Origin of the sequence: Bombella mellum (assembly GCF_014048465.1) — a bacterium.
GTDB classification, from domain to species: domain Bacteria; phylum Pseudomonadota; class Alphaproteobacteria; order Acetobacterales; family Acetobacteraceae; genus Bombella; species Bombella mellum.
The window spans coordinates 96,703-119,599 of sequence record NZ_PDLY01000004.1; the positions used below are offsets into that span (position 1 = coordinate 96,703).

At 62.3% G+C, this 22,897-nt stretch carries 13 protein-coding genes; 2 read left to right on the top strand and 11 right to left on the bottom strand.

All coding sequences use genetic code 11. From position 1 onward, the window contains the following. Positions 1 to 46 precede the first annotated feature (46 nt). The 5 genes from CPA56_RS07000 to CPA56_RS07020 form a co-directional block, all read right to left on the bottom strand. Positions 47 to 1,873, bottom strand: a complete 1,827-nt coding sequence (locus CPA56_RS07000) for an AMP-binding protein (protein WP_182041297.1) — start codon at positions 1,871 to 1,873, stop codon at positions 47 to 49. Beyond that, complete coding sequence (locus CPA56_RS07005; RefSeq protein WP_182041298.1) at positions 1,870 to 8,412, bottom strand: type I polyketide synthase; 6,543 nt, start codon at positions 8,410 to 8,412, stop codon at positions 1,870 to 1,872. Before CPA56_RS07005 ends, CPA56_RS07000 begins: the two co-directional genes overlap by 4 nt. Before the next feature lie 69 nt (positions 8,413 to 8,481). Then, complete coding sequence (locus CPA56_RS07010) at positions 8,482 to 9,993, bottom strand: class I adenylate-forming enzyme family protein (RefSeq protein ID WP_182041299.1); 1,512 nt, start codon at positions 9,991 to 9,993, stop codon at positions 8,482 to 8,484. 158 nt (positions 9,994 to 10,151) lie between these two features. Beyond that, complete coding sequence (locus tag CPA56_RS07015; RefSeq protein ID WP_182041300.1) at positions 10,152 to 11,045, bottom strand: glycosyltransferase; 894 nt, start codon at positions 11,043 to 11,045, stop codon at positions 10,152 to 10,154. 192 nt (positions 11,046 to 11,237) lie between these two features. Next, positions 11,238 to 13,412 carry a protein-disulfide reductase DsbD family protein gene (locus CPA56_RS07020; RefSeq protein WP_229707496.1) on the bottom strand — a complete coding sequence of 725 codons (2,175 nt, stop codon included), beginning with the start codon at positions 13,410 to 13,412 and terminating at the stop codon, positions 11,238 to 11,240. 132 nt (positions 13,413 to 13,544) lie between these two features. On the opposite strand from CPA56_RS07020, the gene CPA56_RS07025 reads away from it, so the two are divergent. Continuing rightward, entirely contained in the window at positions 13,545 to 14,204 is a 660-nt protein-coding gene (locus tag CPA56_RS07025) for an RDD family protein (RefSeq protein ID WP_182041301.1), read from the top strand. Here the strand turns inward: CPA56_RS07025 and mdoH are convergent. The 5 genes from mdoH to CPA56_RS07050 form a co-directional block, all read right to left on the bottom strand. After that, positions 14,199 to 16,484: a glucans biosynthesis glucosyltransferase MdoH gene (mdoH, locus tag CPA56_RS07030; protein WP_182041302.1), complete on the bottom strand. Its 2,286-nt coding sequence runs from the start codon at positions 16,482 to 16,484 to the stop codon at positions 14,199 to 14,201. The two genes, CPA56_RS07025 and mdoH, sit on opposite strands and share 6 nt — an antisense overlap. Next, on the bottom strand, positions 16,481 to 17,647 hold the full coding sequence (locus CPA56_RS07035; protein WP_182041303.1) for a polysaccharide biosynthesis/export family protein: 1,167 nt from the start codon (positions 17,645 to 17,647) through the stop codon (positions 16,481 to 16,483). The genes mdoH and CPA56_RS07035 overlap by 4 nt, the downstream gene beginning before the upstream one ends. 5 nt (positions 17,648 to 17,652) lie before the next feature. After that, positions 17,653 to 18,660 carry a hypothetical protein gene (locus CPA56_RS07040; RefSeq protein WP_182041304.1) on the bottom strand — a complete coding sequence of 336 codons (1,008 nt, stop codon included), beginning with the start codon at positions 18,658 to 18,660 and terminating at the stop codon, positions 17,653 to 17,655. Between the two features lie 214 nt (positions 18,661 to 18,874). After that, complete coding sequence (locus CPA56_RS07045) at positions 18,875 to 20,155, bottom strand: YncE family protein (RefSeq protein WP_229707498.1); 1,281 nt, start codon at positions 20,153 to 20,155, stop codon at positions 18,875 to 18,877. Further along, entirely contained in the window at positions 20,152 to 20,940 is a 789-nt protein-coding gene (locus CPA56_RS07050) for a creatininase family protein (protein ID WP_182041459.1), read from the bottom strand. Before CPA56_RS07050 ends, CPA56_RS07045 begins: the two co-directional genes overlap by 4 nt. Before the next feature lie 197 nt (positions 20,941 to 21,137). Here CPA56_RS07050 and CPA56_RS07055 point away from each other — a divergent pair, with 197 nt between their 5' ends. Next, the gene (locus CPA56_RS07055; RefSeq protein WP_182041305.1) at positions 21,138 to 21,686 is read left to right on the top strand and encodes a DUF2721 domain-containing protein; all 549 of its coding nucleotides are present in this window, start codon (positions 21,138 to 21,140) and stop codon (positions 21,684 to 21,686) included. Here the strand turns inward: CPA56_RS07055 and pstS are convergent. Continuing rightward, positions 21,637 to 22,641 carry a phosphate ABC transporter substrate-binding protein PstS gene (gene pstS, locus CPA56_RS07060; protein WP_229707500.1) on the bottom strand — a complete coding sequence of 335 codons (1,005 nt, stop codon included), beginning with the start codon at positions 22,639 to 22,641 and terminating at the stop codon, positions 21,637 to 21,639. The genes CPA56_RS07055 and pstS overlap by 50 nt on opposite strands. Between the last annotated feature and the right edge of the window lie 256 nt (positions 22,642 to 22,897).

Here is a 22,897-nt window from a genome sequence, read left to right on the forward strand (position 1 = left end):
TCCTGTCTCTGAGCCAGCCATCCACGGCTCCCGTCATGGCCATCCCTCATAGTGGCCTGTCTCCCCAGGCAAGAATCTCCACCTTCTCCAGTTCATCCGGACCAAAGCTCCGCTCCTGGACGACCGGCAGCCGGCCAGCCGTGAAGGCCTCCGACGTCGTGGCAAGACGTATCTTGCCGCTTGGCGTCCGGCATATCCCGCCCTGCCGCACCAGAACACAGCGCAGCTTCCGGGCCGGGCAGACCCGCCCGATGGCCCGGGCCATGCCCGTCAGCAGGGTTTCATGATCGGGGTCCTCCCTGATCTGCGTCAGGGACAGCTCGCCCATGACACACAGCACCCCCTCATGCCGGAACACCGCCACGCTCCGGCTTGTGAACACGGGGCAGGCCAGACGGATGGCCTGCGCCAGATCATCCGGGTCGTAACGCTGTTCACCAACGAGCAGACTGTTCTCCATCCGTCCCGTCACGAAGAGGCGGCCTTCCAGAAGGAACCCCATGTCCCGGCTGCGGAACCAGCGGCGGCCTTCCAGCCGGAGGCTGAAACGCTCCTGATTTTCCTGCTCCCGGTTCAGGTAGCCCGGTGTCACGGAAGGGCCACTCAGCCACAGCTCGCCCACCTGTCCGTCCGGCAGGACATCCCCACTCTCCGGATCGACGACCAGAACGGCATGTTCCTCGATCGCCCGGCCGCAGTTGGCCAAGACACGCCTGTCATATTCATGAAGGGGCGGCTCGGCCCGCCCTTCCGCCAGCCCCTCCCGGGAAAACGTCTCGAAGGACACAACCTCCTTGCCATCCCAGCCACCGCTGGTGATCATCAGGGTCGTTTCCGCCATGCCGTAGCCAGGCCGCAGGATGGGTCTTTCAATGCCGAGCGGGCAGTAACGTTCAAAGAACCGTTCCACCGTTTCCTGCTCGATCATTTCCGCCCCGATGACGGACCACTTCCAGCAGGACAGGTCCAGACCTTCCAAGGCAGAATCGGGAACGTGACGGGCCAGAAGCTCATAGGCGAAATTGGGACCGGCAGAAAAGCTGACACGGTAACGGTCGATCGCCGTCAGCCACCGTTCCGGTTTGGTGACGAAATGTTCCGGCTTCATGAGCCACGTCGGGCCACCCGTCGCTACACCGAACATGAGGCTCACCAGCCCCATGTCATGGGACAGGGGCAGCCAGATCAGACCCAGATTGCCGACCCAGAAGTCGCTGCGGATCATCAGGAGGTACAGATTGGACCCAAGATTGCGATGGGTGATCTGCACCCCACGGGGCCGCCCTATGGAGCCGGACGTGTACTGTATGAAGGCCACGTCATCCAGTTCCACGGCCTGACGGCGATGGAGCGGCTCCGCACTTTCGGCCCCTTCGATGGGAATCCACTTCACCTTTCTGGCCCGGCCTGCCGCCTGCTTCCGGAACCCCATGAGGGTATCCCGCCGCCCGATGACGGCCACCGCCCCGGAATCCTCCAGAATGTCGAAGAGACGGTCCACACTGCCGACCATGCTGGGATAGACACCCGAGACCGGCACCGTGTTGGCATAGACACAGCCGAAGAACCCGGCCACGGCTGCCATGTCGTTCTCGAAACAGAGCATGACACGGCCCCGCTCCGGCACGAAACGGTCCACCAGCCCAGCCACACGGCAGGCCCACTCATGGGCCTGCCGGAATGTCAGGGACTCGGCAATGTCCGAGTTCTCATCCAGAACGGCGAACTGGACCTGATCGGGCTTTTCTATCGCCCGGAAGCTCAGCATGTCGTCCAGCCGGCTTTCCTGCCGGTCGAGAATGGCCAGACCGTTCTCGTACTGCTCGACCGTATAGCCGAATTTCCTGACGGTCTGAAAAGCCCAGGATGTCATGCACCCCCCACGGCAGCCTGCGCCCCTTCGAGCGTCACGGAACCACCCTGCTGCACCATCATCACGGCCTGACGCAGAAGACTACGGGCCATCTCGATGATGGTTTCGTTACGGGCCAGCAGCACCAGCGACACGTCCACCCCGAACTCGGACCGGATCGCCGTCTGAAGCTCCACACCGGCAAGGGAGTCGATCCCCAGCTCGGAAAGACGGGCACTGTCCTCGATCGTTTCGGGATCGACCTGAAGGACGGACCCGAGCTGCTGCTTGAGACGAAGCAGGACATAATCCAGACGCTCATTCTCCGGCATGTTCATCAGCAGCTGGACGGAGTCCGAAATGCCTCCCTTGCGGCTTTCCTGCTGCAGCAGCGTGAACCGGGCGGACGGTTTCAGCCAGGCCAGCGCACCGAAGACCTGCACCCAGTTGAGGTCCACCAGGGACACGTCACTGCGGTCCACGCCGTACAGCACCGGCAGGTGCTTCAGACAGTCCGCCGCCGTCATGGTCTTGATCCCGGCCACGTCGAACATGCGCCCGGCAGCATCGCTTTCCGTCAGCATGCCGACGTCGCCGATGGCACCCCAGCCCACGGCAAGAGCTGGCAGCCCCTGCTGACGCCGGTTCTCTGCCAGCGCATTCAGGTAACTGTTGGCCGCAATGTAGCTGCTCTGCCCCAGATTGCCGATCTCCGCCGTGAAGGAGGAGTAGAGGACGAAGTGGTCCAGCTCCAGCCCACGAGTAGCCTCATCCAGTGCCTGGGCACCCAGAACCTTGGGAGCCATGACATGAGCCACGTTTGCCGCATCCATCTTGCTGATGAGCTGGTCATCCACCACACCTGCGGCATGGAAGACCCCCCGCAGCGGCACCTCCTCACGGGCCAGCTGCTGCACCAGCTGGCTGACGGCCTGCCGGTCCGTCACGTCCAGACGATGGGTCACGACCCGGCCCCCGGCACTCTCGGCCAGCTTCTTCAGCGTGGCGATGGCCTTCTGCCGCTCCGGATCCTTCGGCAGGGAACGGCCGACCAGATGCAGCACCCCAGCCCCCTGGGACAGCAGATATTCCGCCGTCTTGAGACCGAAGCCACCCATGCCGCCCGTGACCAGATAGGCCCCCCTGCGACTGAAGCCCGGCAGGACCCGTGGCAGCGGACGGGCCTTGAGACCGCTCATGTCCTCATAGGAAATCATGATCTTGCCGATATGACGTGAGGACATGAGGTAACGGAACGCCTCGGATGCCTCGGCAGCCTTGAAGATGCGGGTCTGAGGAAAGGACAGCTTGCCCTGACGGGCCAGAAGCATGATCTCGTCCATGATGCCGTACAGCTTCTCGTGCGGCATCATCCGGTCCATGTCGAAGGAGAAATAGGCCAGATTCTCGTTGAAGGGCATCAGGTCCAGTGCCCGATGTTCCACGATGTCACGCTTGCCGATCTCCACGAAGCGGCCCATCGGAGCCACCAGCTTCAGGCTGTGCACCATCGCCTCACCCGGCAGGGAATTCAGGACGACATCCACGCCACGGCCATTCGTGGCCTCACGGATGCCATCGACGAATTCCAGCGTCCGGGAATCCCAGACCCCCGCACAGCCCTGCTGCCGCAGATACTCCCGCTTCTCCGGGTTTCCGGCCGTACTGTAGATCACCGCCTTCCTCAGCTTGGCGATCTGGATGGCAGCCTGCCCCACGCCACCCGCACCGGCATGGATGAGGACGCTCTCCCCTTCCTGAAGCTGGGCCAGATGGACCAGCGTGTAATAGGACGTGACGAACACCAGCGGCACACCGGCGATCTGCTCCAGCGGGAACTGGAGCATCTCCTCGGAGAGGGGAAGGGCACAGTAGGCCAGCTCCTTGACGCCCACGATACGGCGATAGGAGAAGCTGTCCGGATAGACGAGGGCGAACAGGTCGCCCGGCTTCATGTTGTCAACGCCCTCACCGATGGCCTCGACTTCCACGACGCACTCCAGGCCGAGATCGTCACCACTGAAGGTGCCTTCCGTCACGCTCTCCGGCAGGAGAGACATGGCCTTGAGAACATCCTTGAAGTTGAGGCTGGCCATGCGGGTACGGATCTTGACCTCACCCGGCCCCGGTTCCGGCACGGCGAAGGCCTGCCATGTGACTCCTTCCAGCGCACCGGAGCGGCTGGATTCGAGGCGGACACCGATGGTGCCATCGTCCTTCCCGCCCATGATCTCTTCCAGCGGGACGGGCTGGGGTTCCGGCTCAAGCGGCGGGGACACCAGACGCTGGACCAGACGTTCCACCGGCTCGGCCGCCGCAGCCTCGCCCTCTTCACTCTTACCGGCAGGCACCTTCTTCTCGGCAGGCCCCTGTCCGGCTGCCAAACGCAGCCAGACCGTATCCTCTGAGGGATCCTCCAGCACGAGTTCAGCGGCGAGGTCCTCGAGCAGCTCCTCGACACCGTCCACCGGAACGTCAACGCAACGGACGGCAAGGTCCATACGCTCGGCTTCCGCCCCACGGAACAGCCCATGATAGGCCCGCTGGAGGGCCTGGGCCTGACCGGCCGTGTCATAGGCCCCACGGGTGACGATGATGACGGGCAGACGCCGCTTGCGGCCACGCATGGGCACACGCTGGAGCAGCTCCACACAGGCGGCCATGTCATCAAGACAGGTCTGATAGTCCGCCCCACCCCTCGGGAACAGCACCAGGGCACGCTGCCTGTTCAGGAAGGGTTCCTGATCCAGCGTGTCGGCAAGCTCCTGCCCGCTCAGCTGGGAGCTGACGGTCAGTTCGGCCCCATTATCCTTCAGCATCTCCGCCACCCGGGTGGCCAGACCGTCACCCTCACCCAGCAGGGTGATGGCCAGAGGCTCGCTCATCAACACCTGCCGTTCTGCACTGACCCAGTTTGGAGCATAGACCAGACGGGCAGCGGACGAGGCATCCTTGCCACTGCGGGCCACACGGCGGCAGCACAGCCCCAGCACCTCACAGAGCAGCTCACCTTCCGGCGTATAGAGCCGCAGGTCGGCCACGATCTTGCGCTGCGTCCGCAGGGTCGGGGTCGCCTTCACATAGGCCCGGGACACCTTCTGCCCCATGTAGCTGATACGCTCGATGGATGCCGGGACATAGACGTCCTTCTGCTCCTCGAACGGGAAGGCACCGATGAGCGCATGCATCGCCCCGTCCAGAAGGGCCGGGTGCAGGTGGTAATCATCCAGCGTGGCGGCCTGTTCCTCCCCAAGGGCCACCTCGGCGACGGAATAGCCTTCCCCACGATGCAGGCTGCGCAGTGTCTGGAAGGCCGGGCCATAATCCAGCCCCATCGTCGCAAAGGCCTGATAGACCTCGGCTCCCTCAAAGCGGGTCGTCCCCTCGCACAGGGCAGCGAAATCGAAATGCCGGTTCACCTCCGAGGCAGCACACCAAGGTGCGGCCTGAAGGACCGTGGCATGACCATGGGTCTGCCAGTCACCATTCCAGGCAACCGTCTCACTGTCGAACACGAGGCGGCGTGTGGTCGTGTCGAAACGCCACATGACCACGGGCACCTGCCCTTCCTGCACGACCAGCGGCGTGTTGATCGTGATTTCCTCGATCACGGCCGGGTCCTTGGCCTCCAGCTGGGCATGGGCGGCGATGGCGGCCTCGATGTAGGCAGCCGCCGGGAACAGGGCCATGCCATGAACCTTGTGATCCATCAGCCATTCCATGGACGACACGCCAATATCCGCACGCCAGGCCCGGCTCTCCAGAAGGCTCGGTGTCCCGAGAACCGGATGGACCTGCTCGTCCAGACGGTCACGGCGGGACGCCTCCGTCTCCAGCCAGGCCTTGTTTTCCACCTCCCAACGATAGAAGGGCAGTTCCGTCCGTTCCGGACGCAGGACATACCGCCAGTCCGGCTCGGCACCGCTGAGTGTCAGACGGACAAGGGCCCGCAGCAGACCATCAGCATCATCCTGCTTGCGGCGCAGCGTCGGAATGACCGCAACCTCATAGCGTCCCTCATCCGCACAGCCCGTCACGGACGTGCCGAGCACGGGGTGGGCCGCAAGCTCCAGGAAGACGGCATGACCGTCCTTCAGCAGGGCCCGCATGGCATCATGGAACAGGACCGGCTCACGGGCATTGGCATACCAGTAGGCGGCGTCATGCCGCTCGCCTTCTTCCCACAGCCTGCCCGTGACCGTGGAGTAAAGCGGAACGGTCGGTGCCTTCGGCGTGATGTCGGCCAGGGATGCCAGCATCCCCTCCTCGATCGCCGCCATTTCCGGGCTGTGATACGGCACGTCCACCTTCAGGAAGCGGGCAAAAACGCCCTCCCTCGTGCAGTCCGCCTCCAGCACCTCCAGCTCCTCACGGGGGCCGACAACCGTGCAGGACTCGCTGCTGTTGATGGCGGCAATGGTCAGCCTGCCATCGAAGGCCTCAAGGCGGCCCTCCAGCACGTTGCGGCTCATGCCGACGGCCAGCATGGTACCACGGCCCGCCCGTGTGGCCTGGAGGCGGCTGCGGTGATAAATGACCGTCACGGCATCTTCCAGCTCCAGCGCACCGCTGACATAGGCGGCTGCCACCTCGCCCACACTATGCCCGACAATGGCCCCAGGCATCACGCCATGACGGGTGAAGAAGGCGGCCAGACAGATCTGAACGAGGAAGATGGCTGGCTGGGCCACCTCCGTCTCCTGCACGTGGGACTTCGCCTCCGGCTTCAGCAGCTCTTCCCGCAGGGACCAGCCCGCCAGCCTGCTGAACAGCTCGTCACAACGCTTCGCCAGAGCACGGACCTCGGCAGGCCCCTTCCGCAGCAGATAACGACCCATTCCCCACCACTGCGGCCCCATGCCGGAGAAGAGGAAGACCGGCTTCACGACCTCATCCACGACGGCCTTGCCCGTGAACAGGGCCGGATGCGTCCTGCCTTCCGCCAAGGCCATCAGGGCGGCATGGGCCTGCGTCACCTCATCCTCACCCTGAACCGGGAGGATGACAGCCCGCTGGCGGAAGCGTGCCCTGTACTGTGCTGCGGAGAAGCAGAGAGCTTCCCACACGCTGCGCTCCACCTGTCCATCACCCAGCAGCCCTGCATAGGCCCCGGCCATATGCCCCAGGGACGCCTCGGAGAAGGCACTGAGCAGCAGCGGCACCTGCTTCATGAACCCGGCTGGGCGGATACCCTTCACCCGGTGCTGGCGGACGGCCTTGCGCCGTGCGGAATTCCGTTCCGCCTCGGTCGGGCGGCGCAGCAGGGCCACGGCATTGGTCCCGCCATAACCGAAGGAATTGACGACCGCATAAAGCCTGTCACGCTCCGGCAGGGGCGTTGCCTCACCCTGTGCCACCTGCACCCGATAGTCCTCAAACGGGATGGCTGGATTCAGCTCCTTCAGGTTGGCCTGGCCGGGCACCTTGCCGTGTTCAAGACACAGCATGGCCTTCAGGACGGCCACACCACCGGCGGCAGCCTCCATGTGCCCCAGATTGGCCTTCACGGAGCCGATGAGCACCTTCTGCCCTTCGGGCTGATACTGGCCGATGGCCTGCGCAATGGCCTTGACCTCGATCGGGTCACCGACCGGGGTACCCGTCCCGTGCGCCTCCACATAGGCCACATCCCGGGCATCGACATTAGCCCGGTGCAGCACGTCACGGATCAGCGTTTCCTGCGCCTCGGCATCCGGCATGGTGAGCACCGGCGTCCGGCCATCCTGATTCACGCCGGAACTGCAGATGACGCCACGGATGTCATCACCATCCCGCATGGCGTCCTTCAGACGCTTGAGCATCAGGATGACGCAGCCTTCACCACGCCCATAGCCATCCGCATCCGCGGCGAAGGACTTGGACCGGCCATCCTTGGCGAGGAAGTGCCCTTTCGTCATGAGCATGGCCGTCTGCGGAGAGGCCATGAAGTTCACGCCACCGGCCAGGGCCACGTCACACTCGCCAAGACGCAGGCTGTTGCAGGCCTGATGCAGGGCCACCAGAGAGGACGAGCAGGCCGTGTCCATGGCGATGGCCGGCCCCTGGAACCCGAACACATGAGCGATACGGGCCGCATACATGGTCATGCAGGCGGAAACCGCCGCAAACTGGTCCCTGATCTGCGACTGCATGAAGGGGCTGCCACACTGGACGAGCTGGTCCTGCGTGAAGCTCCCCATGAAGACACCGGTACGGGTACCGGCCAGCGAACTGGCGATGATGCCCGCATTTTCCATCGCACGCCACGCCACACCCAGCAGGAGACGCTGCTGGATGTCCATCACCATCCCTTCACGGGGGGAAATGCCAAAAAACAGCGGCTCGAACTGGTGATCGTCCGGGTTCATGAAATGACCATACTGCATGGTCGTCTTGCCCGGGGTCTGGTCAACCGGGTCATAGAACCGCTTCCGCCCCCAGCGGTCGGCAGGCACGGCCACACAGCCATCCCGCCGCTCCAGCAGGAACTGCCAGAGAGACTCCCTGTCCCCCAACCCGGCGGGCAGCACACAGCCAACGCCAATGATGGCAATTTCATCGGGATTATATGTCTGGCTCATTGCGGTTCTGTTTCCTGTGTTTCGATCGTCGTGGCGGCGGCTGGCTGGCCGTGTGAGGGAAAGGCCCGGTTATCTGACGTTCAGCTCATGACGGATGTAGTCTTTCAGGGTTGTCTTCAGCTTGTCCCTGTTCACGTGTCCGGCCCGTGTCCTGGGGATTTCCGGTACCCAGATCAGGATGACGGGCGGCAGGGCCACGTAGCGTTCACGCAGACGGGCCGACAGTGCCTTGTCGTCGAATTTCTCATTGGACACGACAGCCGCATAGAACCGCTCCGTCCCCTCCTTGTTCTCCAGCGTGAACACGCCAACATCCCTGATGCGTGGCTCGGTCAGCAGGATGTTCTCCATGACTTCCAGGTCGAACTTGGCTCCCCCGGCATTCACGAGCGCATCGCTCCGCCCCTGGAGATGCAGCGACCCCTCAGGGGAGAGGAATCCCCTGTCTCCCGGATAAAACCATCCATCCCGGAAACGGATATCCGAAGCCGGACCATCATCACGGTAACCACGGATCACCCCGCCACCCCGGATGCGGATGTCACCCGCCTGACCAGCCTCCAGCCGCTGCCCTTTGGAATCCACAACCTGGACATCAACCCACGGCAGCGGCGGCCCCACCTCATCGTCACCCTGACGCTTCTCTGCAGCAATGGCCGCCACGATGCCACATTCATCCGTGCCATAGACAACCTGCACATGCGGCGTGAAACGCTTCTTCACCTTCTCCAGCACGGCGACGGACAGCTTGCCCCCCACCACGGTCAGATGGATGTGCTCCACGGGCCGCATGTTCGGAGGCAGAACCTGCAGAAGATGATTGAGGTGGACGGGTGTCATCACGACCATGAGCGTGGAGGCCTGCATGACCTCCGCACCAATGCTCTGGGCATCGGAGCTGCGCAGCGTCGTGCCACCCGCCAGGGCCGCACCGGCCAGAAGGAAGCCGCTCAGAGCCTGAAGACCGATCGAGCAGAGCAGCTGCGGCTTGCCCGTCACCCGCCCACGGCGTCCGGCACTGCTGGCGAAGAACTCGATCATGTCATGATACATGAGCCGGTGGATCTGTTCTTCCACCTCACCGAAGCTCAGCTCTATCAGATGGGGGGTCTGGTTCGTGCCGCTCGCCAGGGCCAGCCGACACGGTGCCGACCTCTGCACCGGAACGGGTGGATAGTAGCTGGACGGGTCATCATTTTCCACACCGGACAGGACCTTCTCGAACCAGTCCTCATGCAGGGACAGCCGCCCGTCCCCCGACAGCAGTCCCACCTTTCCATGAAGGATGATGAGGTCCGGCCTGAGGATGGACAGCTCAATTTCCGGCACTTCTCCATTGACGAGAGAAGCGGAGGCAAGCCCCAGTCTCCCCAGTGCCAGGGTCAGTGCCCAATGCCGCCAGGGGTCAGGACACTGCACCGCCACACGCTGGAGATCGAGGCTTCTCAGCCCCTCCAGGGCACGGGCCAGACGGCTGACCGTGGCCTCGAGCAGCGCATAGGACCGTTGATGGGACAGGCTGCCAAAAGCGATCACGTCACCAGCACTGCGTGCATTATATGCCACAAAACGATCCAGCATTCCGCATCCTCCCATGCACCATGACCAGAAGCCCGACCGACCCCATGCCCGACTTCAGGACAGCACGCATCCACATGTTAATGAATGGCTGTTATATCGTTGATGAGCGATGAAAACATCCCTGCATCATATTTTTTTCCCCTGAACGGGACAGAACCTTACATCTGGAGCTGGCCGTAGACCCGTTTCAGCTGTTCGCTGGCCTGGTCCGGCCCATACTGCCTGGCCGTCTCCAGACCATGCTCCAGCATCTTCGTCAGCATGGCGTTGCCGTGGGAGAAAGCCGACAGCACCAGGGCCAGGGAATCCACGACCTGTTCCAGATCCTCCGGGGAATGCCAGAAGCCGTTCTGCGTTGTCGCATAGTCACGGCCACCGCCACCGTGGAAGCCGACCACGACACACCCGGCGGACATGCCTTCCAGAGCCGTCATGCCCAGGGATTCCAGCCTCCCCAGCGACAGGCATATGGCTGACTCGCCCATCAGGGTCGCCACCTCCTTCTCGCTCCTGTCCTTCAGGAGAACCCAGGGCACGTCGGCGCACTGCGGGTATTTGGTTCGCAGCATTTCCTGAATCATGCCGGCATAGTCCGGAAGGGGTCCCTGCCTTGCCCACTTCCAGTGGCTGAAAACGATCTGGAGCTTCTTTCTCCGTGGGGTGAACAGCCTGCTGTCCACCACCGGTGACGTGATGGGCACCTCATCCAGCCCGAGCACCCTCTGCAGCATGAGGGCGGTCTCCTTCCCCGGGGCCAGGACACGGCTGACCCCCCACTGCCTGAGCTTCTGGAGGGACGGCTTGTATGTGAAGAAATAATACGGATTCTGGCAGAAAATGACCTTCCTGGCCTTCAGGGGTGCCTGCATCATTTCCCCGTACCAGCCATCCAGCACCTCCGGGAAAACCAGCATGTCCTGAGGGGTGAGGTTCGAGATGGAACCACAGACCATGGGGGCCACCTCAGGAGACAGCCACGGAGGAACCCCGTCCGCCTGCAGCACCTGAACCTGGAAACCGGCACGACGGAGCAGGAGGGCATGCTGGTACATCGTCTTGATTCCGCCGGAAACATAATCCCGGGGGAAACAGTTCAAGAAAATGATACGTCCCACCAGCAACTCCCGCTTTCTGTCACATCATGCACTTTGGTCAGAGAACGCCACAGGGCGCATCACGCCCTGCCCGATTTACGAACCACTTACCTGATATTAACCGAAAGTAAAATGCTGCATCATGGAAAGTTACGGGGTCCCGGTCCTCCCTGCGCCGGAAAGCACCTCCAGAACGAGGGACGGGGCAAGAATCTGCGGCAATACCCGTTCCCTGCCATGCGGCGGATAATACAGATACAGCGGAACGCCATCACGACCATGTGTTCTCAGGAACGCCGTGATCCGTTCGTCCCGACGGGTCCAGTCACCACGCAGCATGACCACGCCATGCTCCCGGAAAGCCTGCCGGACGGACGGCACATCCAGTGCCACACGCTCATTGACCAGACAGGTCACGCACCATGACGCCGTCATGTCCACGAAAACGGGACGCCCCGCCGCCCTCAGTGCCGCCAGCCTCTCCTCAGAAAACGGTTCAGTCAGAGAATTGGCCTGCTCACCCCTGCCGGGAGCAGGAACGCCATCCCCCTCACCGGCCGCCACGGTCTTCCCCAGCCCGACCAGACAGACCAGAAGACACAGCACGGCCAGGCTCCGGCAGACCAGCACCAGCCGGGGAGCCTCACCCAGCATGGCCCGCTGCTGCGCCAGCCCGTACAGCCAGCTTCCCAGCCCCAGAAGAACGGCACCACCTGCCATGAGCAGGACCGCCCCGCCACCGGACTGAAGGACGGCGACCCAGAGGAGCCACACGCAGCTCGCCAGCAGGGGAAAGGCCAGCAGCTGTTTCAGACGCTCCATCCACGCACCGGGCCGGGGCAGACGTCTGGCCAGACCCGGCACGACCGCACAGACACAGTAGGGAGCGGCCAGCCCCAGCCCCATGACCAGAAAGACCAGCAGCCCGGACCAGACCGGACCGCCCAGTGCGGCCGCAATGGCCACCCCCATGAACGGAGCCGTACAGGGTGTCGCCACGATCACCGCCAGCAGGCCGGCCAGCAGGTCACTGGCCGGGCCATGACCGGCGGCCACCTGCCCGGCCCGGCCGGTCAGCCGTCCCCCCGTGATCTGGAACACGCCAAGAAGATTGAGTGCCATGACAAAAAGCAGCCACCCCACCCCCACCACGAAAGCCGTGGACTGGAACTGGAACCCCCAGCCAACGGCAGCCCCGCCATAACGCAGGGCCATCATCAGGGCACCAAGGATGGCAAAACAGCCCATGATGCCCACGCTGTAGAAAGCGGCACTCCTCCACCGCCTGCGCCATCCGGCTCCGCCCATATGGGCGAAGGACAGAAGCTTCATGGCCAGAACGGGAAACACGCAGGGCATGAGATTGAGAATGACACCCCCCAGAAAGGCCGACAGCAGATTGCCCCACAGGCCCCGATCCGCCTTTCCCTGCATTCCCGCCGCGGGATGGCCGCCCGCCTCCGCTCCCATGACAGGTTCCACCATGACCTGAAGGCCGGAACGGTTGCCAGCCCCATCCACCAGCACGACCACACCCGCCAGCGGCTTCTGCCAGAAAGGGGGATGGCCATAGGGATCAGGCTTCAGGCCAAGGGTCATCCATCCATCCTGCACGGACAGCTCCTGCGGCACGTTCTGCGCCATGACGCCACCATCCTGCGGCATGAACCAGGCCTGCCGGACCGTATCAGGTGAAATCCCGCTCCCTGTCAGCCGCAGCTGCCCTCCAGCCGTGATCTCCGCCTGAAAAGGGGAGGGGCGGGGCATGGCAGCATCAGCCCGGCGGAACAGGGCGGCCTCTGCCGCCTCCTGTCCGGAACCATGATCGCCAGCGGACAGGGTCAGGGAAAAGCTCCCCTTCTCGGGAACGCAGACATCCGCACAGACCAGCCAGTCCGCTTCGGCCACGATCCGCACCTCACCGGCCCCCTGTCCCTGCACGGGCAGGCGCACGGGCAGCAGGACATCGCCCTGATAGGCATAGGCCATCAGCCCACCTTCGGAGACACGTTCCGGGACAGGCCAGTCCACCCGCTCGGTACTGCCTGTACGGACCCCATCGGCCGTGACATGAACATGGGGAGCCTCGCCCGCATCACCGGGATTCTGCCAGTATGTGTGCCATCCCGGCTTCAGCTGAAGCCGCAGCCCGACCCGCAGGGTCTTCTGCCCGTCTCCGACGGCATCCGTCATGCTGACAAGGGTGGCCCGTGTATGGCTGGTCACCACGGGCGTGCTCTCCGCCGCCCGGACAGAGGGACAGGTCATGACCAGTCCTCCCACCACGGACAGAACGGCCATCATCATGCCTGTACGCTGTCTCATCCGACCTTTCGCTCCCCTTCTCATCCACGTCTCATCATATTCCGGCGGGCACACCATACCCCAGCGGACACGTCCCCATAAGGTGGGCTGGTCACAGGCACGTCCTGACGACATAATTGGCACCCAGCCAGAATGAATTCATCAACGTTCCACACCAGACCCAAGGCACTCCTGACGATGGACCATCCTCTCCCCTCTCTCCCTCAGAAGGCCGGTCTCTGGGCACGTCTGATGGCCCGCAACATTGACCTGACGCTGTACAGCTTCATCCTTTCCCTGCCCATCTACAGTCTTTTCCACGTTCTGGAACGTCTGTTTCCCGGCCTGCTGGCCCTGCATGGCCCCACCTACGCCCTGACACCCGGACTTCTCATCAATACGGGCATCGACCTTTTTTTCGTCTTTCCGCTCTCCATGCTGCTGGACGCCCTCATCTGTGCCCATTTCGGCAACACCCTGGGCAAGCATCTTCTCGGCATCAGGCCATTCCATGATGACGGCCGGACGCTCACCCTCCGCACCTGCCTCAGCCGCACCTACCTCATCTATGTCGGCTGCTTCATGGGTGGCATCTATCTCCTGCCCCCTCTGGCCGAGATATTCCACTACATACGCTACAGAAAAACCGGGACGACCTTCTGGGATCAGGAAGAAGGCACCGTCGTCCTGTCCCTCAGGAACAGCCGCAGACGGACCATTCTCATGACCATCCTGTGGCTGTGCATGTCCGCCTTCACCTCCATGACTGAAGACCGCTTCCTGCTGCATAAAACCGTCGACCACCTGCTATAGGGAATGACCCTGCGCCAGACAGTATTTCTTCACGAGTTCCACGAAACAGGCCCTCTCCTTCAGGGCCATCATCAGGCTGCGCCTGTCCAGCCTCTGCCCCGCCCTGATCCTCGGCAGAAGCCGGTCGGCTATGGCCCGGCGGGACCGGACACGCCGGTAATGCTGGATGTAGAATGACGGGTCTGTCAGCGCATGTCTGAGAATGTGACCGCCAGCAGCCGGGAAGGCCGCCCTCATGATGGGCAGATTCCTCTTCAGGCAGCTGATGACATCCGGCTCCACGGCCTCCTCCGGTATGAGAAACCAGCGGCACCTGTTGGCCAGCCCGCACGTATGGCTTGTCAGAAACGCCATGAAGGGAGCCAGAACCAGACCGCCGATCACCGGAATGAACCAAACGAACATGGCCTCGCCAGACAGCAGGCCACCTGACCACTGCACCAGCAGCTCGGTCTCATGATCCGACTGGCCATCCATCACCCGTTTCAGCAGCCATGTCCCTGACAGGCCGATGGCGGAACACCACCAGTATTCCCGCAGGCAGCCCCGGAAGGTCAGGGGATCATCATTCCGCTGCTGGTTCGTCCACGTGACGGAAATCCGCCGGACATAGGCCAGCAGGAACTTCACGATGAAACACATGATGACCGGATTGTAGAAAAGCACGAACAGGGTCTCCAGCAGAAAGCTGAAGAGCAGCTTTCCCCGGCCGCCATAATGGCAGGCCGTCCCACGCCGCATGGCCACGGAGAGGGCGATCAGCCGGGGTGAGAACACGAAGATCATGGCCAGGACAAAAAGCACGAGGGACATCATCCTCAGCGTCTCGGGCACGGTTCCTTCCATGAGGCTGCTTTCAACATGAGCCGACGCATAGACGGACGAGACCATGAACAGGGCACTGACAGGTGCCATCAAATACCCCAGGGCCCCCGTCAGCAGGGTTTCCCGGTGCAGGCCCTGGAGCCTGTCCGTGAACAGGAACCGGACATTCTGGATGTTCCCCTGCATCCATCTGTTCTCACGGGCCAGAAAGCCCGATGCATTGGCCGGTATTTCCTCGTAGCTTCCCCCGATGTCCGACAGGAACCAAACCTCATATCCGGCCCTTCCCATCATGGACGCCTCGGCAATGTCATGCGACAGGGGCTTTCCGCCCCACGGCTTCATGCCGGACAGTTCCGGCAGGATGCAGTGCCGGATGAACGCCTCCGTCCTTATGATAGCGTTGTGTCCGATATAGCTGGCATGCCCCATGGACAGGGCCTCCATGCTGGAGGCAAAGACCGAGCCGTAGAGGTGGCTACTGAACTGGAAGAGCCGCCCGAAAAATGACTGCCGCAGCACGGGCAGCGGATTGGTCTGGATGATGCCGATCCGGCCATTCCCCACGATCATCCGCAGGCACTGGTGGATGCAGGCCCCTGACACGATGGAATCCGCATCCATCATGTACATGTAGGCATAGTCCCGGCCCCATCGCCGGAGAAAATCGACGATGTTCCCCAGCTTCGCATTGGCGTTATACGCCCTGTGCCGGTAATGAATGGCCATGTCGGGATAACGCTGTTTCAGGTGATAGAAGGCCGCCTGTTCCGTCAGGACATACCGTTCATCCGTACTGTCCGAGAGCAGGAACAGATCATAATGATGGACATGATCCGGCACGTCGTTCCGGAGACTCTCGATCAAGGACGCCATGCCCGCCCCGACCCTGTGCATGTCCTCATGATGGACCGGATACAGTATGGCGCACCGTTCCGTGCTGTCCGGCTCCCTGGCCCCATGCACCGGATGGTGGGGATTCCCCGCCGGACCTTTCAGGGCCAGCCAGCACCCGAAGATCAGCTTCACGAACGAATAGGCAGCAAAGAACGTGAGGAACAGATACAGGAAGGCATAGACGCACTGCACCACGTCATGTCCATCCAGATCAGAAAACAGGCTCTGCAGGGCAAGGCTGAACATGATGGCCGTGATGGCCAGGGACAGCAGCAGCATCTTCCTGCTCCGCCGGTCCATCAGCTCCCGCCATGCCGGTTCAGGGCGGCGAGTCCGCCGCCTGAACCAGGCCCGAAGGCATGACCATAGCCCGCCCTTCCACTCAGTACCAAGCTTCAAGACGGAAATGGGCAGCCTCCTGAAGCAGGGAACCGGATCGGCCGCTCCGTGACGGTCCAGAAACATGTTGAGAGCTTCGAAGGATGTGATCCGCTCCGCTCCACAACCCAGAAGCTCCCGATAGGGGGAAAAATCAAAACACCGCCCTTCCACACTCATCGGGCGATGGACACCAGAACACCAGCCTGGACGATCAGCGAGAAGACCTTGAGGTAGGGCATCCATGCCGATTCGGCGACATAGACCACGTCACCACTCTTCAGAAGGAAATTCTGCGCCACGAACAGACCATAGACACGATCAAACGGAATCCTGAGGAGGCATGGTCTTTCATGGTCATACCGCAGGACGAAAACGGCCCGGCTGGAAGCGGCCTCCTGTCGCAGGCCACCGGACATGGCAAGAACCTCCGCCAGTGTCGGACTGACCCCGAACGCATAGGCTCCCGGCCGGGCAGCCCCGCCACCAAGCACGGGCACCATGATGGACGCCGTCTTCTTCACGATCACCCTGTCATGCGGGGCCAGAAAAACATCACCTGACAGGGCCTCACTGATGGGCAGCTCACCGACAACCTGCCCTTCCCGGACGACCGACACGACGGTCGCATAACGGGCCGGGGCGGCCACCCCCCCATCGGATGTCTCGGCCATCATGACCGTTTCATCCCCCATGGCCTCGGCCAGCACATGCGCCAGTGTCATGCCACCGGCCCGCCACCTGACTTCCCTGGGATGGTTCACCTGCCCCACGACAAGGACGGAATCGGCAGCCTGACCATCCTCCGTTCCGTCAGCCCGGACGATGACGGACGGATTGCTGAATATCCGTCTCTCCGCATAAAGGCGGGACAGTTTCCGCTGCATCTGGCTGCATGTCAGGGACATGGCCTGAACCGGGCCAAGATAGGGCAGGTCCACCGTGCCGTCCTGCATGATGGAAAACCGCCCCAGCCGCATGACGGACGGTGCGGCCCCCAGCCCCTCACTGCCCCCCGAAAAGGAAAGGATGGACACGGTGATGTCATCACCACGATGGAGCGTGGAATTCCGGGTACTGCTCCCGACATTGATGGCGGCGGCCGACTGCCTGATGCGGGCCGCATCCTCCGCCCGTATCTGTCTGGCGGTCTCTAGAGCGTCCTTTATGGTCACTTCCCGGGTCACCAGCCCGTCAAATGACTGCCGACCATTCTGGTACTGCCGCCGTGCCATGAGCGACCCTACGCCCGGCCCGGCCTTTGGCAGGTCACACCCCGTGAGAACCGGCGTGGACAAGGCCATGATCACCAGACCGCAGCGGCTCATGGACGTCACCATCATATGTATCAGACCAGTGCCATATACAGGACCGCTCCGACAGCCAGGGACGCCAGAACGCTCCACCAGAATGCCGGCCTGACAGGTGTTTCCTCAACCACAGGCCCGCTGACCGTCTTCAGGAAATAATGCGCCGTGATCACCTTCGCCCGGACGGTCTCATAGGCCGCCATTTCCGTGTCCAGAATGCCTGAAAGTGACCTGATCTCATGGATCAGACGGTCATTCTCAAGGATGATGGCCCGTTTTTCCACGGCCTGCTGCTGCAGCCCCGTCTGTTCAGCCTCATAGGTGGTCATCTCCCGACGGACGGCCTGGGCATCATGGTCCACGCTGCCCTGAAAGACCGCATATTTTCCTTTCAGGAACGCCTGGCTGGCCAGTATCTGGAACTGCGTTTTCAGTACGGTGTCGTAGAAGCCGCTGCCATCGTAGATGCCTGACGCAAGCACGTTGTCTGCCAGGCTCCGCTCATCCCGGGCGATGACATCACCCAGCCTTCTCATGGAGGCCTCATGCTCCTGAAGAAGCAGCGCATCCGACTCTTCATTCAGTGACGCCATCCTGGCCCTGGCATCGGAAAGAATCTGGCCGGTCATCGCCCCCACGAGAGACGGATCAGGTGCCCTGACGGTCAGCCTGACGATACCATCTTTCCTGCCGACATCCACATCGACGACGTAACGTCCGTAATAGCCGTACAGGGCACGACGGCTGCGTGAAAAGAACGACATCGCCCCGCCAAAACTCTGGATTGGGTCCGGAAAGAAACTGTAATGCCGGGCAAGGTCGAGTTTCCTGTCGAGGGACTGGAACTCCTCATAGGAGGACACGAATGTCTGGAACAGATAGTTCCCGGCGTTCCGGCCGCCACTCCCCATCATCGGCGAGGCGTCATCACCCCGGCCGTCAGGTTTTTCGACAATCAGAAAGGTCTGTGATTCATACAGGACGGGTGAGAGGAGAGCATAATAGACCAGCGTCACCAGTAGAGGCACCAGCAGAAAAAAACGCAAGGCACGTCCTTTCAGGACTGTCATAGACCCCGACTCATGCAGACTATTGTAGATGGACAAGGCCAGACTGGACCCCGAAGAAGATGGGTGTTATTTAACATTTCATTAATAAAATAGAAACAGCTTTCTTTTTCTCACATCCGTCAGGACATGAAAAAAGGGGGCCATCAGGCCCCCTTTCTCCAGAAACATCATGAGACGGCTCAGTAACCGCTCAGCGCATGATGCCCGTATGACCGATGCTGTACCGGCCCGGCTGGGGCCAGACCGTCAGACCATGAGGCTCCGCCCCGACAGGAATCTGCTTCATGGCACCGCTTTCCGTATCAATGGCGTAGACGACATCGTCAAACCGGCCAGAGAGCCAGAGCGTCCTGCCATCCGCACTGACATTCCCCATGTCCGGGCTGCCACCACCAGGGATCGGCCAGGTCTTCAGCACCCTGTCCGTGGCCACGTCCACAACGGAAACGCTGCCCTTGCTGTGACGGGGGCCATGCACCATGTGAGACCCACGGTTGGCCACATAAAGCAGCCTGGCATCACGGCTCGGATACAGGCCGTGCGTCCCCAGACCCGTGGGAATGAATCCCGTCTCCTTGAAGCTGTCACCATCAATGATGAAGACGCCATCGGCATGCATGTCAGCCACATAGAACTTGTGTCCGTCCGGAGCGGCCAGAACGTCCTGAGGCATTCCCCCCTTGGAGAGCTTCAGCATACCCAGCAGCTGACGGTTGACCGTGTCCACCTTGGCCAGGTACCGCCCGAACTCGCAGGTGAAGATCGCATAACGGCCATCCACCGAGAAAGCCGCATGATTGATGCCCTCGCAGAGCGGAGCCTCGACAGACCCCTTCAGGGCCATCGTGTGCGGGTCACGAAAATCCAGACGGCGGTGCGCCTCCGCAACGACGATGGCATTCTGCCCGTCCGGCGTGAAATACATGTTGTAGGGGTCATCAACCGGAATGGCCTTGCCGGGCTTGCCGGTCACCGGGTCGATCGGCGTCAGGGACCCGTCCGTATGGCCCTCGCTGTTGTTCGTCACCCACAGGGTCCGCAGGTCCCATGAAGGCACGACATGCTGGGGAGACCGCCCCACCGGGAACGTGTCCACGACCTTGTAGGTCTTCGGGTCGATGACGGACACGCTGTTGCCACGCAGGTTCGGCACATAGACCCGCTCCAGGTCATGCGCCACGACAGGAGACAGCTTGTCCGGCCCGCTCGCCTCGCTGTAGATGTTGTGAAGGTCCGTCACGGGAGGCATTCCGGGAATGGTCTGCACGACCGGAGACTGCTCCGTCACGACAGGAGCAGGAACGGAAACACCCTTGGCCGCTGCGGACGGATCACCGTCCGGGAAAGGCTTGGGGGACTCCGCAGCGATGGGTTCATCCTGCGGGTCCGGATGGTTGACTGCCTGCTGGGCCTGTGCTGCTCCCGCAGCCAGCAGGGCCCCCATTGCCAGAAAAGAAACTTTGAGCCTCATGGGCGTCTCCTGTTGAAAGACGAAATGGCCTCAACGGCAGCCTGCACCTGCATGGCTGTGCCGGCCCGGCCAAGTTCAGCCGTTGCCTGCCGCGGGTCACCACCATAGACACCATCGGCAGAACCTGGTTTCCCAGCCTGCCTCAGAAGCCCCTCCCGCACAAGGGACGGATCGACAGCCAGCATGAGGGACGTATCGCTTATGTCGGCATGTTTCCCCAAAGCCACACCGTACCCCTGCTGACGCAGATGATCCGCATATTTTCCGGCCACCACATCATAATAGGTCCCCACGAACAGGACCCTCGCCGTCCCCTCCCTGGCCCACCGCCTGTTCAGCCCTGCCGCCAGTCCCGCCAGCTGCGTCTGATATCCGCCATGATCCCCCAGCAGCACGATGGTGCTGAACCCCTGGGCCCTCAGGCTCTCCGCCGCTCCCTGCACCAGTCCTGCAAACACGGCAGGCGGAATGGACAATGTCCCGGCAAAACGCATGTGCCCCGTCCGTGGGCGTGTCGCTCCCTCCGGCACATAGGCCAGTACAGGAGCCACCAGCGTGTGCCCCAGCCTGCGGGCGATCTCATCCGCAAGCACATGGGCACGAACATTGTGCTTACCCACGGCCATGTAGGGGCCGCTCTGTTCCGTCCCTCCGACCGGCAGGATGACCGTCCCCGTTCCCGCCTTCAGGGCCGCCTCTATTTCCGTCCAGCTCTGGCAGGCCAGCTCCACCTGCCGTGCGGCGGGCGAACAGGCCGGAATGCCGCCTCCCGTCCCGTCTGCCATGACCGGAGCCACCGGACCGGCCAGACAGACCAATACAGCCAGCCTGCGGAGCCAGCCTCTACCCGGACGCCCTGTCACGCCCCCAACAGTCCTGTTGCCCATCCGGCCTCCCTTGTGCATTATCATCCCCTCCGGGGGCCAGAACAGGTCATCCCCGGCGCAATGCCGCAGCACACAACCATACCTGACCCATCATCATGCCCTTTCTGAACAGCCTGCCCTTTCTGACCCAGATGAACAATATCGACGATGCTGCCCACATCATCCAGATGGCCCTCACGCCTGTCTTCATGCTTTCCGGCATTGGCACGCTGATCAACATTTTCAACACGAGGCTGGCCCGTGTCTCGGACCACCTGGACAACGTGAACCGCCTGCTGGCCGCTCCCCCCACCGAGCAGGACCACCATTACAGTTACGACACGCCGCAGCGTCTGAAAACCCGGCAGAAACGGCTCACCCGCCGCATCGTCGTGCTGGACCTCGCCATCATCCTGAACGGGCTGGGCGGGGCCATGACCTGCGGTGCCGCCATCGCCCTCTTCGTCGGGTCCCTGGGGGATGCCACCACGTCACTCTGGCTGCTCGCCCTCTTCGGCACCGCACTGGGCTGCACCGTGGCAGCCCTGCTCGCCTTTCTGGCCGACACCCTCCTCAGCTGGCACGGTCTGCGGCACGAGGGACAGGTGTCCCTCCTTACCGCCCTGCTGCGCTCGAAGGCCAGCCACGCAAAACAGCATCACTGACGGACGCAGGCAGGCCGACATACCCCAGGCGGGCGTTGATCTCCGCCCCGTGGGCGAACCCCCAGCTGAAGAAGCGTTTCACGCCCTGTCCCTCGGGCCGGTTCACTGCGTCTTCTGGTACCAGAACATAGGTGGCCGACACGATGGGCCAGCTCTCCTCACCGGGCTGGTCCAGCAGGCTGACGGCAAAATGGTCCTCCGCCTTCCATTCCGCCGCCGAGGCCGCTGCGACGAACCCCTTCAGGGAGGGCAGGACATACCGTCCGTCATGATTCTTCATCTGCACGATGCCCAGATGGTTCTGGGCCGCATAGGCATATTCCACATAGCCAATGCTCCCTTCCGTCTGACGGACGAGAGCCGCAATGCCATCATTGCCCCGTGCCCCTGCTCCCCCTGCCCACTGCACCAGCGTACCGGCCCCGATCCGGCTCTCCCATTCCGGTGAGGTCCGGGACAGGTAGGAGGTGAACACGTAGGTCGTCCCGGCACCATCGGCCCGGTGCACGGCCACGACCCCCATGTCCGGCAGTTTCAGGCCGGGATTGAGAGCCTGTATGCGGGGGTCGTCCCAGTCCGTGATGCGCCCGTCATACAGGGCCGCCAGGGTCGGCCCGTCCAGCTTCAGCTGGCCCGCTTCCAGACCGGGCAGGTTGACCACGAGTACCACGCCACTCATGACGGTCGGAAACTGGTAAAGATGCGTCTCGGCCAGACGGGCGGCACTCATGGGCTTGTCGGACGCCCCGAAGTCCACCGTGCGTTCCACCACCTGATCCTGCCCTGCGCTGGACCCGACCGTCTGATAGTTCACCTGAAGACCGGCCTGCTCCCCCGCAGGGACGCTCCAGCTCTGATAGACAGGAGCGGCAAAGCTTGAGCCAGCACCCGTTATCTCCACATCCTCCGCCCGGGCCACCCCCGCAAGGGCAGACGACACGCACAGTGCCGCCATGAGAACTTTCCTGCATTTTTCCCAGCAGGAATGAGGCTTGTCTGTCGGACGCATAAATCCCTCGGCACACGCAATGATTCACCTGTCTGCCGTTATAGCTGCACACGCCCCCCAGACAATAAAAATATGAATCACATCCAAGAAAAGACTTTTTAAATGGGAAAAAATGGGTAAATAGGCACATGCAAGGCCATAAGACAGAGGAAATACTCGTGAAATCTGGAATAAAACTCAATAGACCGCATTTTTATTACAA

Bases quoted from the DNA above. Each gene is read 5' to 3' on its own strand.
- CPA56_RS07035 (WP_182041303.1), bottom strand. From the start codon at position 17,647: ATGATGGTGACGTCCATGAGCCGCTGCGGTCTGGTGATCATGGCCTTG.
- CPA56_RS07055 (WP_182041305.1), top strand. From the start codon at position 21,138: ATGCCCTTTCTGAACAGCCTGCCCTTTCTGACCCAGATGAACAATATC.
- CPA56_RS07045 (WP_229707498.1), bottom strand. From the start codon at position 20,155: ATGAGGCTCAAAGTTTCTTTTCTGGCAATGGGGGCCCTGCTGGCTGCG.
- CPA56_RS07015 (WP_182041300.1), bottom strand. From the start codon at position 11,045: ATGTACCAGCATGCCCTCCTGCTCCGTCGTGCCGGTTTCCAGGTTCAG.
- CPA56_RS07005 (WP_182041298.1), bottom strand. From the start codon at position 8,412: ATGAGCCAGACATATAATCCCGATGAAATTGCCATCATTGGCGTTGGC.
- pstS (WP_229707500.1), bottom strand. From the start codon at position 22,641: ATGGCGGCACTGTGCGTGTCGTCTGCCCTTGCGGGGGTGGCCCGGGCG.
- CPA56_RS07050 (WP_182041459.1), bottom strand. From the start codon at position 20,940: ATGGCAGACGGGACGGGAGGCGGCATTCCGGCCTGTTCGCCCGCCGCA.
- mdoH (WP_182041302.1), bottom strand. From the start codon at position 16,484: ATGAGTGTGGAAGGGCGGTGTTTTGATTTTTCCCCCTATCGGGAGCTT.
- CPA56_RS07020 (WP_229707496.1), bottom strand. From the start codon at position 13,412: ATGAGACAGCGTACAGGCATGATGATGGCCGTTCTGTCCGTGGTGGGA.
- CPA56_RS07025 (WP_182041301.1), top strand. From the start codon at position 13,545: ATGAATTCATCAACGTTCCACACCAGACCCAAGGCACTCCTGACGATG.
- CPA56_RS07010 (WP_182041299.1), bottom strand. From the start codon at position 9,993: ATGCTGGATCGTTTTGTGGCATATAATGCACGCAGTGCTGGTGACGTG.
- CPA56_RS07000 (WP_182041297.1), bottom strand. From the start codon at position 1,873: ATGACATCCTGGGCTTTTCAGACCGTCAGGAAATTCGGCTATACGGTC.